The organism is Methylobacterium brachiatum (genome assembly GCF_900113845.1).
GTDB classification, from domain to species: Bacteria; Pseudomonadota; Alphaproteobacteria; order Rhizobiales; family Beijerinckiaceae; genus Methylobacterium; species Methylobacterium brachiatum.
The window spans coordinates 84,788-98,813 of sequence record NZ_FOQW01000014.1; the positions used below are offsets into that span (position 1 = coordinate 84,788).

Annotated in this window: 23 protein-coding genes; 10 read left to right on the plus strand and 13 right to left on the minus strand. The window is 69.3% G+C overall.

From position 1 onward, the window contains the following. The first annotated feature begins 30 nt into the window (after positions 1–30). Positions 31–885, plus strand: a complete 855-nt coding sequence (locus tag BMZ47_RS19070; RefSeq protein WP_091863804.1) for a hypothetical protein — start codon at positions 31–33, stop codon at positions 883–885. Positions 886–992: 107 nt separating this feature from the next. After that, positions 993–1,235, plus strand: coding sequence for a hypothetical protein (locus BMZ47_RS19075; RefSeq protein WP_244424243.1), 243 nt, complete (start codon positions 993–995; stop codon positions 1,233–1,235). 490 nt (positions 1,236–1,725) lie between these two features. On the opposite strand, the gene BMZ47_RS19085 is transcribed toward BMZ47_RS19075, so the two are convergent. Then, a complete protein-coding gene (locus BMZ47_RS19085; protein ID WP_007566086.1) occupies positions 1,726–1,953 on the minus strand; it encodes a hypothetical protein in 228 nt (75 codons plus the stop codon). 460 nt (positions 1,954–2,413) lie between these two features. Between BMZ47_RS19085 and BMZ47_RS19090 the strand changes: the two genes are divergently transcribed. Beyond that, positions 2,414–2,668, plus strand: a complete 255-nt coding sequence (locus tag BMZ47_RS19090; RefSeq protein ID WP_091863806.1) for a hypothetical protein — start codon at positions 2,414–2,416, stop codon at positions 2,666–2,668. Positions 2,669–2,713: 45 nt separating this feature from the next. Here the strand turns inward: BMZ47_RS19090 and BMZ47_RS19095 are convergent, their stop codons facing one another. Together BMZ47_RS19095 and BMZ47_RS19100 are read right to left on the minus strand one after the other, a co-directional pair. After that, positions 2,714–2,956: a hypothetical protein gene (locus tag BMZ47_RS19095; protein WP_007566090.1), complete on the minus strand. Its 243-nt coding sequence runs from the start codon at positions 2,954–2,956 to the stop codon at positions 2,714–2,716. Between the two features lie 102 nt (positions 2,957–3,058). Then, positions 3,059–3,547, minus strand: a complete 489-nt coding sequence (locus BMZ47_RS19100; protein WP_007566092.1) for a phasin — start codon at positions 3,545–3,547, stop codon at positions 3,059–3,061. A 425-nt stretch (positions 3,548–3,972) separates the two neighbouring features. On the opposite strand from BMZ47_RS19100, the gene BMZ47_RS19110 reads away from it, so the two are divergent. Then, the gene (locus tag BMZ47_RS19110; protein ID WP_007566096.1) at positions 3,973–4,167 is read left to right on the plus strand and encodes a hypothetical protein; all 195 of its coding nucleotides are present in this window, start codon (positions 3,973–3,975) and stop codon (positions 4,165–4,167) included. An 84-nt stretch (positions 4,168–4,251) separates the two neighbouring features. Here the strand turns inward: BMZ47_RS19110 and BMZ47_RS19115 are convergent, their stop codons facing one another. The 3 genes from BMZ47_RS19115 to BMZ47_RS19125 all read right to left on the minus strand — a co-directional run bounded on the left by BMZ47_RS19115 (position 4,252) and on the right by BMZ47_RS19125 (position 5,072). Then, positions 4,252–4,557, minus strand: coding sequence for a hypothetical protein (locus BMZ47_RS19115; protein WP_091863808.1), 306 nt, complete (start codon positions 4,555–4,557; stop codon positions 4,252–4,254). 78 nt (positions 4,558–4,635) lie between these two features. Further along, on the minus strand, positions 4,636–4,893 hold the full coding sequence (locus tag BMZ47_RS19120; RefSeq protein WP_244536867.1) for a hypothetical protein: 258 nt from the start codon (positions 4,891–4,893) through the stop codon (positions 4,636–4,638). After that, positions 4,890–5,072 (minus strand): hypothetical protein, encoded by a 183-nt coding sequence (locus BMZ47_RS19125; RefSeq protein WP_091863809.1) that lies wholly within the window; start codon positions 5,070–5,072, stop codon positions 4,890–4,892. Before BMZ47_RS19125 ends, BMZ47_RS19120 begins: the two co-directional genes overlap by 4 nt. 163 nt (positions 5,073–5,235) lie before the next feature. Here BMZ47_RS19125 and BMZ47_RS19130 point away from each other — a divergent pair, with 163 nt between their 5' ends. Next, the gene (locus tag BMZ47_RS19130) at positions 5,236–5,625 is read left to right on the plus strand and encodes a heme utilization protein (RefSeq protein ID WP_230365981.1); all 390 of its coding nucleotides are present in this window, start codon (positions 5,236–5,238) and stop codon (positions 5,623–5,625) included. Between the two features lie 15 nt (positions 5,626–5,640). Here the strand turns inward: BMZ47_RS19130 and BMZ47_RS19135 are convergent, their stop codons facing one another. From BMZ47_RS19135 to BMZ47_RS19155, 5 genes are all read right to left on the minus strand, one after another. Next, positions 5,641–5,940 (minus strand): PilZ domain-containing protein, encoded by a 300-nt coding sequence (locus BMZ47_RS19135; protein ID WP_091863858.1) that lies wholly within the window; start codon positions 5,938–5,940, stop codon positions 5,641–5,643. 105 nt (positions 5,941–6,045) lie between these two features. Then, the gene (locus BMZ47_RS19140; RefSeq protein ID WP_007566108.1) at positions 6,046–6,228 is read right to left on the minus strand and encodes a hypothetical protein; all 183 of its coding nucleotides are present in this window, start codon (positions 6,226–6,228) and stop codon (positions 6,046–6,048) included. A gap of 257 nt (positions 6,229–6,485) precedes the next feature. Next, entirely contained in the window at positions 6,486–6,848 is a 363-nt protein-coding gene (locus tag BMZ47_RS19145) for a hypothetical protein (protein WP_091863810.1), read from the minus strand. A 208-nt stretch (positions 6,849–7,056) separates the two neighbouring features. After that, positions 7,057–7,332 carry a hypothetical protein gene (locus tag BMZ47_RS19150; RefSeq protein ID WP_425285076.1) on the minus strand — a complete coding sequence of 92 codons (276 nt, stop codon included), beginning with the start codon at positions 7,330–7,332 and terminating at the stop codon, positions 7,057–7,059. A 280-nt stretch (positions 7,333–7,612) separates the two neighbouring features. Then, on the minus strand, positions 7,613–8,080 hold the full coding sequence (locus BMZ47_RS19155) for a Ros/MucR family transcriptional regulator (protein ID WP_007566115.1): 468 nt from the start codon (positions 8,078–8,080) through the stop codon (positions 7,613–7,615). 690 nt (positions 8,081–8,770) lie between these two features. On the opposite strand from BMZ47_RS19155, the gene BMZ47_RS19160 reads away from it, so the two are divergent. The 5 genes from BMZ47_RS19160 to BMZ47_RS19180 all read left to right on the plus strand — a co-directional run bounded on the left by BMZ47_RS19160 (position 8,771) and on the right by BMZ47_RS19180 (position 10,446). Next, positions 8,771–8,977, plus strand: coding sequence for a hypothetical protein (locus tag BMZ47_RS19160; protein ID WP_007566117.1), 207 nt, complete (start codon positions 8,771–8,773; stop codon positions 8,975–8,977). Between the two features lie 34 nt (positions 8,978–9,011). After that, the gene (locus BMZ47_RS19165) at positions 9,012–9,197 is read left to right on the plus strand and encodes a hypothetical protein (RefSeq protein ID WP_007566119.1); all 186 of its coding nucleotides are present in this window, start codon (positions 9,012–9,014) and stop codon (positions 9,195–9,197) included. 140 nt (positions 9,198–9,337) lie between these two features. After that, positions 9,338–9,592: a hypothetical protein gene (locus BMZ47_RS19170; protein WP_007566121.1), complete on the plus strand. Its 255-nt coding sequence runs from the start codon at positions 9,338–9,340 to the stop codon at positions 9,590–9,592. A gap of 111 nt (positions 9,593–9,703) precedes the next feature. Further along, positions 9,704–9,937, plus strand: coding sequence for a DUF6894 family protein (locus BMZ47_RS19175; protein WP_007566123.1), 234 nt, complete (start codon positions 9,704–9,706; stop codon positions 9,935–9,937). 80 nt (positions 9,938–10,017) lie between these two features. Then, entirely contained in the window at positions 10,018–10,446 is a 429-nt protein-coding gene (locus BMZ47_RS19180) for a hypothetical protein (RefSeq protein ID WP_007566125.1), read from the plus strand. 16 nt (positions 10,447–10,462) lie between these two features. Here the strand turns inward: BMZ47_RS19180 and BMZ47_RS19185 are convergent, their stop codons facing one another. After that, positions 10,463–11,467: a diguanylate cyclase domain-containing protein gene (locus tag BMZ47_RS19185; protein WP_091863812.1), complete on the minus strand. Its 1,005-nt coding sequence runs from the start codon at positions 11,465–11,467 to the stop codon at positions 10,463–10,465. A gap of 303 nt (positions 11,468–11,770) precedes the next feature. Continuing rightward, positions 11,771–13,798, minus strand: a complete 2,028-nt coding sequence (thrS, locus tag BMZ47_RS19190; RefSeq protein WP_007566129.1) for a threonine--tRNA ligase — start codon at positions 13,796–13,798, stop codon at positions 11,771–11,773. Between the last annotated feature and the right edge of the window lie 228 nt (positions 13,799–14,026).

Genomic DNA, 14,026 nt, shown 5'->3' on the forward strand with positions numbered 1-14,026 from the left:
GGACACACCGTCTCGTGGAAGCCGTCAGCCATGCGCGCCCTCCTCACCGCCGCCATGCTGCTCCCGTTCGCCACGTCGGCCTGGGCGCAGAACCTGTCCGCCACCGCGACCGCACCCTCGGCGGCCTCGCTGGAGCCGGTCACGGTGATCGCCAATCCGGGGCAGCTCAGCCTCGGCGGCGGATCGACCACAGGCCCGTTCCCGAGGCTCTCGGCGCAGGGCGGCGGCCTGGCGAATGCCGGACAGCTCAGCTTCGGCGGTGGCGGCTCGGGGGGCGGCAGCATCGCGCCGCCGACCAGCGCGAGCACCAGCACGCGTCAGCTCGGCCTCACGGGATCCGGAACGACCGGTGGCGCCGGCATCACCGGTACGACCTCCCGGTCGGGCGGGACCGCGAGCACGATCGGGGCGACCGGGGCGCGCAGCGGCCTCAACACCGCCTCGCGTTCGGCCTCCGGGTCGATCTCGGGCAATGCCGTCTCGTCTTTCGGTCTGGGCGGGATCGGCGGGGGGGCGGCCATCGCCACCGGTCTCAACACCAACGCCAATGCGGCCGCGTCGGTGGCGTCGTCCGGGACGGGCGGCTTCGGCTTCGCCAGCGGCGCCGGGATCGGTGCCAGCGCGACGGGCCTCAACGTCGATCCGGCTGCGTCCGCGACGGCCATCGCCGGCGCGGGCGGAGCTGCTGGCGGCGGCGCCGGCATCGCTGGCAGCGCGAGCGCGGCGACGGGCCGGGATCTCGACGCGGTCGACGCCGCCGGGGTGGCCCGCGGTGGCGGCGGGGCGGTCGGAGGCGCCGGGATCGCGGCCGGTGCCGGGCAGGTCGATACGGCCTGCAACGGGCCCCTGGCAGTGGCCTGTCTCGGCGGGGCGAACATCTTCTGACGGCCCTGCCGAAGCGGGCGGAACCGGGTTGGAGCGGTGCCGTTCCTTGTGTTCCGGCACCTCGGCCGGGGCAGGAGGCGACGATGCAGAGAGCCATGAGACCCGTCATGCTGGGCCGCGTTTCGCTCGCGGCTGTTCTGTTCGTGGGGCTGTCGAGCGCGGCTCTGGCGCGCGATGCGGGCGCACCGGCGCAGGGCGCCAAGGGCCGCGCGGGGAGCCTTCACGGCATCGGGTTCAACGCGCCGAAATTCGGCGCCGATATCCGGACCGGCAAGGACCAGCCCTATACCTGGCCGGTGAGCGACCGCTATCACCCGGTATCGAAGCCGTTCTACGGCCGGGCCTACTAGAGCGCTTGCCGCCGAAGTCGGTACTGGTCCGACGGAAGCGGGCACGTCACTCTGAGAGCCCACACGGTCGGCGCGGGACGGCGCGCCGGCTGCCATCGAGCGGAGAGCCGCGGAGAGAGCGTCATGCCGGTGCGGTGTCGGCCGATCGTCTTAGCCCTGGTCTGCATGCCCCTGCAGGTTCAGGCGGGCGAATTCGCTCAAGTCCCGCCGGCTCAGGGGATGGTGATGCCCCTCCCCGATCCCGGCATGGCGAACAGCGCGCCCAGTCCGGCTCAGGAGCCCGAAGCGGCCCCGCCCGCTGCGCCGCCTCCGGTCGTCGATCCGGCCGGCGGTCGGCGTCGGTATCAGGCGCTCGGCAGTGGCTTCCCGTCGACCGATGGCCGGCTGCCGAACCAGCGGACCGGTCCCCGCCGGGAGCATGTGGTGCACGACATCTGCATCGGGTGCTGAGCGGGCCGCCCCGAAGCGGCGGGCAGGCCGGACCTTCCGATCACTGCAGCGCGTGGGACTCGGTGTTCGCCCGGATCCAGCGCGGCGACAGCACGTCACCCGCCTCGGTGATGATCCAGGGCTGCGCGTCGTCGGCGGCGATCGCCTCGGCTGCGGCGGCGAGCGCCTCCCGCAGCGTCGCGAACGGACGTCCCTGGGCGGATCGACCGAGCGAGCGGCTCGGCCACACGGTCAACTCGGCACGCTTGTCGAGGTCGGCGGGCGTCATGGTCGCGCTCCGGGCATTTGAAGATTGGATTCCGTCTAACCCACCTATGTGACGTGGGGCTGGCGATCGTGTTGCTGATTCGTGTCAGCGGGCTCGCGCGGTCGATCCGGGGGCGTCGGCCGCTTCGGCGAGGCGCCAGCCGCCCTTGCGATCGCATAGAGGCGGCTACGGACCTTCGGCGCAGTCGTCAGGCCGGTTTTACCGCCGGGGTGGAAAATTAAATCTCGATGCAGCGCAATTTATATTTGAGAGTTCATCGGATGAAATTTAGTTCATTTGCTGGGAACGCATAGCGCAAATCGTGGCGGGACTGTTTTTTCCCTGCGCAGCACGCGCGAGAACTGCAAAACTTTGCCGACGTAGCGGTATGTTGCAATGCGCAATCAGCATGCCGCAGCGCACAAATCCATGGTCTCATGCGCTCAGCGATTGCATCCCGCGATCGAACCGGAGTCGCACCATGCGCACGATCCTCATCCTCGCGTCGGCGGCGCTCACCTCCGCCGCCATCTTCACCGGCCCCGCCGCCGCCGACGACAGCCTGCACCTGACGCCGCCGCTGTACCGGGAGCAGGCCCGCGCGACCACGCAGGCCCGCGCCGTCGGCGACCTGACGACCACGCCCCAGCCGGTCTCGGCCGCCCGTCCCGGCAGCCGCCCGGTTGCGGCCCTTCCGCGCTCGATCGTCCAGGCATCCGCCGACACGACCCGCTGAAGCCCGATAGCGGCGCTACGGTCGGCCCCCTCTCTCGGGGCCGTTTCAGACGATGTGCAATTCCTGGGCGGCGACGCTCGGGGAGACGCCGCGCTGGATCAGGCGGCGGGTCCGGGCCTGGTGCCCGAGTTCGCTGCTCACCGCAGCGCCCGTCGCGCGATAGCCTTCAAGGTACAGGTCCAGCCAGGCGTATTGCACCGCGACTGCGAGAAGGGCGGCATTCTCCGCCTGGCGGATGCTCAGCCGGATGGTCTCGTCCATTAGACGGCCCACCTCGCCGTACATCATCGGCAACTCCACATCCCGGCTGGGCCGGCGGCACCAGGACACGTCGCCGGCCCAGGACCGGAGGCACCGGCTCCGAAGAACCCGCGCCTCAGGTCCGTGCGCTCAGTGCGACGCCTGATCGGCGGCGTGCTGCGTCTCCTGACCCATCTGCTGGGCCGCGTCCTGGCCCTGTTTTACCGCCTTGCGGGTCTCCTCGACACCCTGCTGCATCGCGGCCTTGGCGCGCTCGGCACCCTGCTGGAACGCGCCCTGGGTGAGGCCGCCGAGATCCTTGGCCTGCGCCTGCATGGCGGCGAAGCGCTCGCGCACGTATTCGGCCTGAAGCTGCATCGCCTCCGGGAAGGACTTGGCCGCGGCGAGCTTCTGCGCCAAGTCGAACGCCGCGCGGACGTTCTGCTCCGCATAGTCCAGGCTGCGCGCGTAGATGTCCTGCGCATTGGTCCGGGCCACGTCCGTCGAGCCCTGGAGGGTATCGGTCGCGCGGCGGGCGGAGCCGATGAAGGTTCCGAACGCCTTGCGGGCCTGCTCGACGCTGGTTTCGGCCAGATCGCGCATCTGCGGCGGGACCTCGAAGCTGGGAATATTCGCCATGACTGGTCTCCTTCGGCCGCACGTCTGGCCGCGGCCATCGCCGTTGTGCACTGCACAAGCGAGAAGGTCCAGGGATCGACGGGTGACGGGAACCCGTCTCTGTCAGATCTCGGTCTCGCGCCGGATGATCGCATCCTCATCGCTGCCCTTTTGCGACAGGCCGACCTCCGGCTCGTCCTCTCCGGTCGGCAGTGGCTTGGTGGAGGGTCTCGACGCGATGTCCGCCAGCCCGGCCTCCGAAACCCGATCGATCGGAGCAAGGGGCGGTTCCGGAACAGTCCTGGGCTCGCGCGACTCTGTCATTCGAGGCCTCCCTGTCCCAGAGCAACGCGGCGCCAGCCCTGCGGGTCCAGGGGGCTCAGTATCGGTAGAGCGCGATCGCCTGCGCCGCGCTATATGCGGGCGTGAAAGCTAAGGAGAGCGTCGTGTTCACCGTTAAGGGGATCGATCCGTCCGGCCGCGTCATGACCTTCGCGTGCGGGACCGACGAGCAGGCCATGGAGAAGACCTGGGAGCTCGCCCGCCGCGGGTTCCGGGAGATCATGGTGGCCGATCCCAAGGGCAAGGAGATGTCCGCGGCCGCGTTCGAGCGGTCGCTGGACATCGATTGGGGCGAGTGAGCCGCAGCCGGGTTCGTCGCAGTCGACTGATGATTCGGCGCCCTCGCCCGCGCCGAATCGGTATTCGCGCCCGCAGCGTGCGCTTTAGCGGTTGCCGAGCGCCGGACCGCCCGCGGTGCCGCCGGTGCCGGGCGGCCCGCTCGTCGGGGTGCCGCCGATATTGACCCCCGGCGTCGTCCCCGGGACGGAGGAGTTGCTGGGGTTGGCCGTCGTGCCCGTGGTGATCTGGGCGTTCGGGCCGTTGCCCACGGTGCCGGCTCCGACGCCGCCCGTGGTGGGCGGTGCGGTCACGCCGGTATTGCCGGCGCCGCCGGTGGTCACCTGCGCGGTGGCCGAGCCGGCCAGCAGGAGGGTCAGGGCGCCCGAGAGCACCAGCGTCATGCGTGTCATGGATCCGTCCGTTGTCGGGAGTCGGACGCCAACGGATGCGAGCCGGCGAAGTTCACGGCGGCACGGCCGCGAACGAGCTCAGTGCAGTGCGTAGCAATTCGTGATGACGCGCGGGTTGCGCGTCACGTCGTACAGGATCGAGCACTGGACGAGGTATTTGGTGTCCTTCTTCCGAAACAGGATCAGGGAGGACCGATTGTCGAACGTGCCGGTATAGCCGGCGATCTCCCAGCCATCGGCGCTCAGCCGTTCGATGGTGAGCGGCTCGGCGGCGGAGGCCGCCAGGACCGCGCCCAGGGGGAGCGCGAAACCAAGGCTCCAGCGCACGGCCTTCACGGACCCGGCACCGCGGCGATGTCCGGTGCGGGGTCGGGCTGCGGCGACCCGGAATCGTCCTCGGGCGGGGACGGGAGTCGCGGCGGCGGCATCTCGCCGGTGTTCGGCGGCGTCGGCAGGCCCTGGGGCAGATCGGGCACGGGCGCGTCGTCGGCGCTGGGCGATCGTTGATCCGGCATGGATGTCCCTCGCAGCGGCGCCGCAACCGGGATGGAGCGGGCCCGGCACGGGAAGAACACGCGGTGCGGTCGAAGGTGCCCCATCGGCCGCCGCAACCGTTCGACGGCTACGCGGTTCTGTCCCCACGTGGCCGATCCCGGCTACGCCAGCATGAGAGCCCCCGTGACCCGCTGCCTCGTTCCGTTCCTGACCGCCACCCTGATCGTGGGTGTCCTCTCGCCAGCCGCTGCGGTCACCCGGAAGGTGAAGGTGCCGAACCGCTACGACGGCGCCTGGACCATCGTGGCCACCACGTCCGAGGGGCCCTGCGCGGCGCAGACGAGCTACCAGGTCCAGATCAAGGACAGCGACGCCTCGATCCCCGGGGACGAGGTCGATATCGACGGCGGCGTGTCGTCGAGCGGCAGCGTGCAGGCCACGATCACCAGCGGCTCGAACACGGTTCCGATCGCCGGCAGCCTCGACACCCAGGGTGCCGGCAGCGGCACCTGGCGGACGACCGGCGGCGCGATCAGCTGCAGCGGCCGGTGGAGCGCGCGGCGCTCGAGCTGAGTCGCGGCGGGCGCGTCAGGCCGAGGTGATGCCGCGCCGGATCCGCGATCGGGCCGACCGGTCGGCCTCCGGCTCGTTCGTCGCCGCGCCGATCTCCTCCGCCTTGCGCCAGACCGAGCGGCAGACCAGGATCTCGTTGCTCGCATCGAGGCTGAGGACAAACCTGTCCGGCACGATCTCGGCGTCCGGCAGGGCGACCCGAACGCCGCCCAGGGAGCGATCGTAGACGATGCAGGGCAGGCTGCGATGCTCGTCGATCGAGATGCTGCCGGTCTCGTTCAGGACCGTGCGCGGCGCATTCCGTCGATCAAGCATCGCCGTCTCGTGAACCTCGAAGCGCACAGCTTCGGCGTTGCGGGTTCAGATGACGTGTCGGAAACCCATCGGATTGTCCGCAATCCGGGCCTGCAGGCCGGCGCGCTATCCGGTGACCACCTCGACCAAGGTCGCGAGAAAGCCGAGCGCGACGGCGCCGATCCCGCTCATGAACATCACGTCCCAGCCCGCGAAGTCCTTCGACCGGGGGGCGCGGGTGAAGGCGAAGGCCGTGAGCGCAGCACCGCACACGACGAGCGCGACGGCGATGGTGATCGGTGTCGACATGGCGCAATCCTCCGACGCCGGTCTTCTGGCCCTTGGGGCTCTTGTCGGAACGATCACAGCCGGCGTGATCTGCTTTCACTCGTCCGCGCTCGAAACATGACAGACGTTCCCAGTGCGAACAAGGAGATAATCTGTTCTGCACTGCAGAACGGATGTTGAGGCCGGCACCGATATCTCGTCTTCGGCGCAACTCTGTCTCGGGCCCGTCTCGGATATCTCGAACCGTGCGTTGCGACGGCCGGAGAGCATTGGGCGCCTCAATCGACGAACACCCGGACGCCGTCGGTGTTGAGGATGTCCCGCTGGTCCGCGCACCATTGGTCCGCGCCGACCTCAGCGATCGTCCTGGCGACGCGCTGGCCTTCCTCGGCGATGGCGGCCTTCGCCTGACGACGGCCGATGGCGGAATCGAGCGCCCGTCGGACGGTCCGGGACAGGCCTTCGGAGACCGTGTCGTCCACGGCGTAGAGCTTGCGGCAATAGAGGACGATGCCGGCCTGGGCGCCAACGATCCGGACCAGCCCGTCGATCGTCTCGGTCCGCTTCGCGTCCTGCGCGGTCGCAGCTCCCGGAACCAGGATCGAGGCGGCCAGCGCGGCGGCGAGCAGGGCGCGTCTCATGGGCGGGCGGATCCTCTGTGCTGGGGCCGGACCCGCGCCTGCCGGCACCGGTCCGCGACAGAGAGATAGGGCCGACAGCCCCGGATGCCGCCCCGGTCGAGGGCCCGGCGAAGCGACATCGGATCGCGGTTCGGCCGCTGCGCCGCGCGAGGCCCGTCGCGCCCGACCATGGCCACGGCCCGCGGGGGCGATCGCAACAGGCGGTCGCTTACTTGCGGGCCGACATCATGTCGTGGGTGAGCACGGTCAGCTTGCCGATCAGGCTGGTGATGTCGGCGCCCTTACACGACCATTGCGTGCCGATCGCCTCGCCATCCGTGGAAACCGAGACGACGGCCACCGAGCGCAGACGTCCCTCGCGGGCGAGGGCCAGTTGCTCCTGCAGCACCGCGATCACCGATGCGGTGTCCTCGTCGGTCACGGTCGGGGCGATATGCGCCGGAAAGGCCACGACGGAGTTCGGGTTCGTCTGCTCACGCTTCATCATGCTTCGATCCCGCGCCTGTCACTCTCGGGATCCGGCGTGGGCATCTGCTTTGTGCAGAGTGTGGCAGCTTGTCCGTGTCACGCCACGTGCCGGACGTGTGTGGCCGCGCGGCAACGTTCGGGGGCGTCGGCAGGGTCGGGTTATCCACCGCGGCGGTTCATCGGCAGGGACGGCGGCACGCGGTCGACGAATGAGGGGGCCGGATTGCGTGCGCGCCGGTCCAAGCGCGCGGCGGAACGACCTCGGCGGCGCCTGCCGCCGGAGGCGTTCAGGTGGTTCAGGCGGCCTTGCGGCCCTTGCGCTCGCGCTCGGCCATGGCACCGGGCTGACCCAACCCGATCGCCTTGGCGAGGGCGGAGCGCTGCTCGGCATAGCTCGGTGCGACCATCGGATAGTCGGCCGGCAGGCCGTAGCGCTCGCGGTAGCTCTGCGGGCTCAGACCGTTCGCGGTCAGGTGCCGCTTCAAGGTCTTGTAAGTCTTGCCGTCGATGAAGCTGACGATCCCGTCCTGCTGCACCGACTTGCGGATCTGGGCCGGGCTCGGCTTGTCGACCGTCTCGCGCGGCGCCGTACCGGCCGGAGCCGTGCCCGTACCGGAGGCGAGACCGGCGATCGCACCGTGCACGCGGGCGATCAGTGCCGGCAGCTCGGAGGCCGGAACGGGGTTGTTCGACACGTAAGCGGCGACGACGTCGCCGGCCAGCCCGATCAGATCTGGCGTGTGCACAATCGTTTCTTCTGTCACTTCATGGTTCCCAATGTGCCCCTCACGCGCGATTTGCTACCTCTCAGGGCCGAATGCAAGTTACAAAACCCTACAACGGGGTGCATCTCGGTCATGATCGCTGCGCATGCTCAAGCGCCGAGTCGGGAAATTCTGGCACAACCGCCAGGTGAACTGTCCTGATAGGCGGAGGTTTTGATAACCACTGCGCCAGTGTTTCCAGATCGTGGCCGCGGGCTCGCCGGTTCGTGGATCGAACCAGACGCCGGCACGGCGGGTGATTCGGCCCGTGCGCGGGTACGTACACGCGGCGACGATCTAGCGGAGCATCGCATAATTTGGCGACGCATGCGCCGTTCTTCGACATGAAATAGTGTGTTCGTCCGGTTTAAGACAGATATCGCCGACGGTGCGACACATTTGTTCCGTGTTGTTCCAGTCCTCGACCGAGAGCCACGGTGGAGGCCGGGCGGTCGTCGTCGAGCGTGCCGCGGAAAACCGAATCCTGACACGCCGTCGGAGGCTGCGATCGCGATCGGCAGCCCGATCAAGACTTTGATCCGTCAGCGGATCTCGATCCTGCCCGAACTCGGAACATGCGTAACCGGGTAACGGGGCTGTCCCCAAGTTCTCAACTTTCGAGCGAATAGCTTGGGCGGGTCGTGCCCCGCGCGCGGTGACGCGCGGGCGCGGCCATGGCATTGCGCGCGGATGCTGCTGCTCGCTCTCCTTCTCGCCCTTCTGGTCGTCCTGGCCGTCATGATCATTACGCGGCGCTGGACCGGCCGACTGGCCTCGCTCGCCACCTTGATCGCAGGGGCGATCATGGCGCTGTGGCTGGCCCAGGTCGGGCTGTTGCCGGGCTCCACCGGACCGCTGACGCCGGACCGGCCCCGTGTCCCGGGGCTCGACCGGTAACGCGCCGGTAACCGTCCCGGCGCGAGCATGGGCCATGCCCACGCTGTCAGCCCCGCGCCTGCTCACCTTCCTGGTCTCGGCCGTCCTCATCGGCCTGGCCATCGCGAGCCTCTACACCCGCATCCCCATGGTCGGACGGACCGTGGTGGCGCACCGGCAATGGTTCTTCATCGGCGCCTACGCGCTGCTGGCGCTCGGGGTCACGACGCGCAGCCTGTGACCGACGCGGCGCCGTGAAGCCGGCCCGCCTTCGAGATGCCGGCGGCCTTTGATCGCACGGCATCGGTTTCCGAATGCCGGCCACCACCTCTTGCGGTGATGCTCTATCGCAACCGTGCGGCGTGCTTCAGAGGTGGCGGTATGGCGATGAAGACGACATTCGTGGTGCAGCCGTTCGAGCTGCACCGGAAGCGGCTGCGGCCGGCTCGACAGGAGCCCGCCCAGAGCGAGTTCGGCGCCCTCAAGAAGGCCGAGGCCTTGGCCGGACGCATGCCGGGCGCGGCGGCCTTGAAGGTGGTCGCCGACGACGAGACCGGCGAGCTCGAGGGCGTGACGATCCTGGGCCAGTTCGGCGAGGTGCCGGAAGACTTCGCCGAGAGCCTCCAGGGCGGCTGAGGCGATCGGGCGCTCGCGCCCGGGTGCGACACAGGCGACGCCGGCTGGACACTACGTAGAAACAACGTAGCACGAAGCTGGCGAGCGAACGCGCGTCCAGAGCCACAATCCGTGCCCCGATACTTTATCGATCTCCATGACGGCACCAATCTGGTTCGTGATCAGACGGGTGTCGACCTGCCCGATCTCGCCGCCGCGCGTGACCAGGCGGTTCGTATGATGACCCGGATCGCGCAGGGGCTCTCGGATCCGCAGGTGCGGCAGGATTACGTGATCGCCGTCCGGGACGAGCAGGGAACCGTCCGCCTGCGGCTGCGCCTGTCCTACGATGTCGAGCCCGGTTGAAAGCCGGGGCGCCGGATCGCGACGGAAGCAATCCTGCGCGCGTTGGTGCCGTATCGGTTCGCTCACGATCAGGAGGCTGTATGGGACGCTCGAGGATCACGACCGGAGCGGCCCTGGCGGCCCTCGTCCTGCTGGTGTCCGCCGCCGGGCCGGCCGCGGCCCAGACGACGCCGCCACCGCAGGCCGGCTCGGCCGTGGCGACGCCCGACAACGGGATCCTGCTGACGGTCTTCCTGCGGCACGACCAGTCGCGGCCCCTGGCCGAGCTGAACGAGCAGCTCGCCAAGCAGGGCTTCTACAAGGCCTTCCCGCCGCCCGGCATCGAGGTCGTCTCGTGGAACGTCGTCATGGGGATCGGGCAGATCATCACCCTGCGGCTGCCCGCCACCCGGCTGCGCGAGATCAATCGCGTCCTAGAGGACACCGCCTGGGGCGCCTACCGGACCGAGTTCTACCCGACCTACGATTACAAGGCGGTGGGCCTCGCGGAGCACGACAAGGCCCGCTGAGCCGCATCGCCGGCGTTCACACCACCCCTTCGGCAACCCGGACCGAGCCGGAGGCCAGCGCGTCGCTCCACAGGCAGGGATGGCCGAGCCGCTTGGCCCGGTACATCGCCGCGTCGGCCTGCTCGAACAGCGCCTGCGCCTGGCAGGCGTGCTGCGGCGCGCGGGCAATGCCGATCGCGGCCCCGATCAGCACCGGCTGCCCGGCGCCGACATCGTAGGGTTCGGTGAGACGTGCGTGGAGACGCTGCGCCCGATCGAGCACGGTGGAGGCCGGAGCCTCGTCCAGGAGCAGGACGAACTCGTCGCCGCCGAGGCGTGCGGCGGTATCCCGGTCGCCGAGACCCTCCTGGAGCCGCCCGGCCATCTGCCGGAGCAGCGCGTCGCCGGCGGCGTGGCCGTAGAGGTCGTTGACCGGCTTGAACCCGTCGAGGTCGATGCACAGCAGGGCGCAGCCCCGGCCGGTGGGCTCGGCCGTGGCCTGGTCGAGCCGCGCCTCGAACAGGTAGCGGTTGGGCAGGCCGGTCAGGGGGTCGTGATGGGCCCTGTGGCGCAGCAGCGACTCCGCTTTTCGGCGCTCGGTGACGTCCTCGTAGAGGGCGAGCCAGCCCCCGCCCGGTTGCGGCTGAAGCGCCAGGGCGATCTGGCGCCCGTCCGTGAGCGTCTGCAACTCTGTGCCGGGGTCGCGCCGGGCCAGGGCCCGGGACCGCTCCGCCCAGATCTGCGCCGGATCCCGCTCGGCCTTCAGGCCCTTGGCGGCGTTGAGCGCGATGAGCGTCCGGGCGTGCATGCCGGGACGGAGCTGCCCGGCGGGCTGGCCGAAGATACGCCGGTAGCCGTCATTGGCGAAGAGCAGGCGGTCTCCGGCATCGAACAGGCAGAAGCCGTGCGGCAGGCTGTCCAGGGCCCGCATGATCCGGGTGCCGAGCCGCCGGTCCCGGCAGAGCCCGTAGGGACGGGGGATGACGATCGCCTCCCGCTCGCGCCGTGGCAGCCGCGCCGAAACCCTGTTCGCTCGCGCCATGATGGCGAACCCCCTTCAGGCGCCCGGCCGAGCCCAAGCCCCGCTCACGGCCGAACGCCCCGCCGAAGACTGCTCCTGCGCGGTCATAGAATGGGATTCCTTTCGCCAACCTTGACGAGATTGTGTTTCGCTCAAGGAAGCTCGGTCATCGAGGCAGCCTCGTCCATCGCGGCACGAATTCCTGCCGGCCTCGGGAAGTTCGCTCCAAAGAAAACCCCGCGGTTCGGCACCGCGGGGCTGGGGTCGTCTCTATCGGCGCGCCGCCTCCTCTCGGTGCGGCGGCGACCGTCGGCGTCTGTAGCCTTAAGGGGCGTCGTGGACGCCGTGATGCCCGTCGAGGACGGTGTCGCTGGTCGGGACCGTGTCGGCCACGGCTTCCGCCCGGCGGCGATCCGGGGCGGTGGCCTCGTCGACGAAGGCTGCCACCGCCTCCGTGAGCGGCAACGTCCGGGTCTGCTGGCTCCCGAGCCGGCGGATCGAGACCGTGCGCTCCTCGGCCTCGCGGCGGCCCAGCGCCAGCAGCACCGGCACCTTGGCGAGGGAGTGCTCCCGGACCTTGTAGTTGATCTTCTCGTTGCGCAGATCGGCCTCGACCCGCAGGCCGGCCCGTTCCAGGGCACGCACGACATCCCGGGCATAGGCATCGGCCTCGCCGGTGATCGTCGCCACCACCACCTGGACCGGCGACAGCCAGAGCGGGAAATGCCCGGCGAAATGCTCGATCAGGATGCCGGTGAACCGCTCCATCGAGCCGCAGATCGCCCGGTGCACCATCACGGGCGGCTTCCGGGCGCCGTCGGCATCGATGTAGAAGGCGCCGAACCGCTCGGGCAGGTTGAAATCCACCTGCGTGGTCCCGCATTGCCAGTCGCGGCCGATGGCGTCGCGCAGGACGTACTCGAATTTGGGCCCGTAGAACGCGCCCTCCCCCGGATTGACCTCCGTGCGGATCCGGCCGGCCGACTGCGCCTCGATCTGCGTCAGCACCCGGGTCATCACGTCCTCGGCGTGGTCCCAGAGCGCGTCCGAGCCGACGCGCTTCTCCGGCCGCGTCGAGAGCTTCACGACGATCTGGTCGAAGCCGAAATCCGCGTAGGTCGAGAGGATCAGGTCGTTGATCTTCAGGCACTCGTCCGCGAGCTGGTCCTCGGTACAGAAGACGTGGGCGTCGTCCTGGGTGAAGCCGCGCACCCGCATCAGCCCGTGCATGGCGCCGGACGGCTCGTAGCGATGCACCACGCCGAATTCGGCGAGCCGCAGGGGCAGGTCGCGGTAGGACTTCAGGCCGTGCTTGAAGATCTGCACGTGGCCCGGACAGTTCATCGGCTTGAGGGCGAACCAGCGCTTGTCCTCGGCCTCATCGCCCGCCGATTGCGCGGCGAACATGTTCTCCCGGTACCAGCCCCAGTGGCCGGAAGTCTCCCACAGGGCCTTGTCGAGGATCTGCGGGGCGTTGACCTCGGCGTAGTCGCCCCGCAGCCGCCGGCGCATATAGGCGATCAGCTCCTGGAAGATCGTCCAGCCCTTGGCGTGCCAGAAGACGACGCCCGGCCCCTCCTCCTGGAAGTGGAACAGGTCCATCTCCCGGCCGAGCCGGCGGTGGTCCCGGCGCTCGGCCTCCTCGAGCCGGTGCAGGTAGCCGTCGAGATCGGCCTGGTTCGCCCAGGCCGTGCCGTAGATGCGGGTGAGCATCGGGTTGTTCGAATCACCGCGCCAATAGGCGCCCGCGACCTTCATGAGCTTGAAGGCGGTGCCGACCTTCCCGGTGGAGGTCATGTGCGGGCCACGGCACAGGTCGAACCATTCGCCCTGCCGGTAGATCTTGAGATCCTCGCCGGGCGGGATCGCGTCGACCAGCTCGACCTTGAACTTCTCCTGCTTGCCCTCGAACAGCCCGCGCACGTCCTCGCGCGTCCAGACCTCCTTGGTGAAGGGCGCGTCGCGAGAAATGATCTCGCGCATCTTCGCCTCGATCTTCGGGAAGTCCTCCGGCGTGAACGGGGTCTCGCGATAGAAATCGTAGTAGAAGCCGTTCTCGATCACCGGGCCGATCGTCACCTGCGTCTCCGGCCACAGGCTCTGGACGGCCTCGGCCAGCACGTGCGCGCAATCGTGGCGGATCAGTTCCAGGCTGCGCGGGTCGGTCCGATCCAGGAACTCGATGCGGGCATCCTGGGCGATCGGATCGTCGAGGTCGGTGACGGTGCCGTCGAGCGCCATGGCCACGGTACGCTTGGCCAGCGACTTGGCGATGCCCTCGACCACGCTGCGGCCGGTGGTGCCGGCGGCGACCTCCCGCGTGTTGCCATCGGGGAAGGTGAGAATCGGCATGGCTCAGGCTCTCCAGGCTCAGTCCTGCATACGCAGCAGGTAAGCGTCGTCAGGGTCCGTCTTCGGGGAGCGGCCGTGTAGACCGAATTTTTTTCCTTGGCGAGGGAATGGCGCGTAGTGCAGCCTCCCCTGTGGACGCCATCCTCCGGCGTCGTCCGGGGCGGGCCAAGCCGGCCCTCAACCGAGACGGCTCCAAAGCCCCATTCAGCGCCGTGCTCTTACAATCGG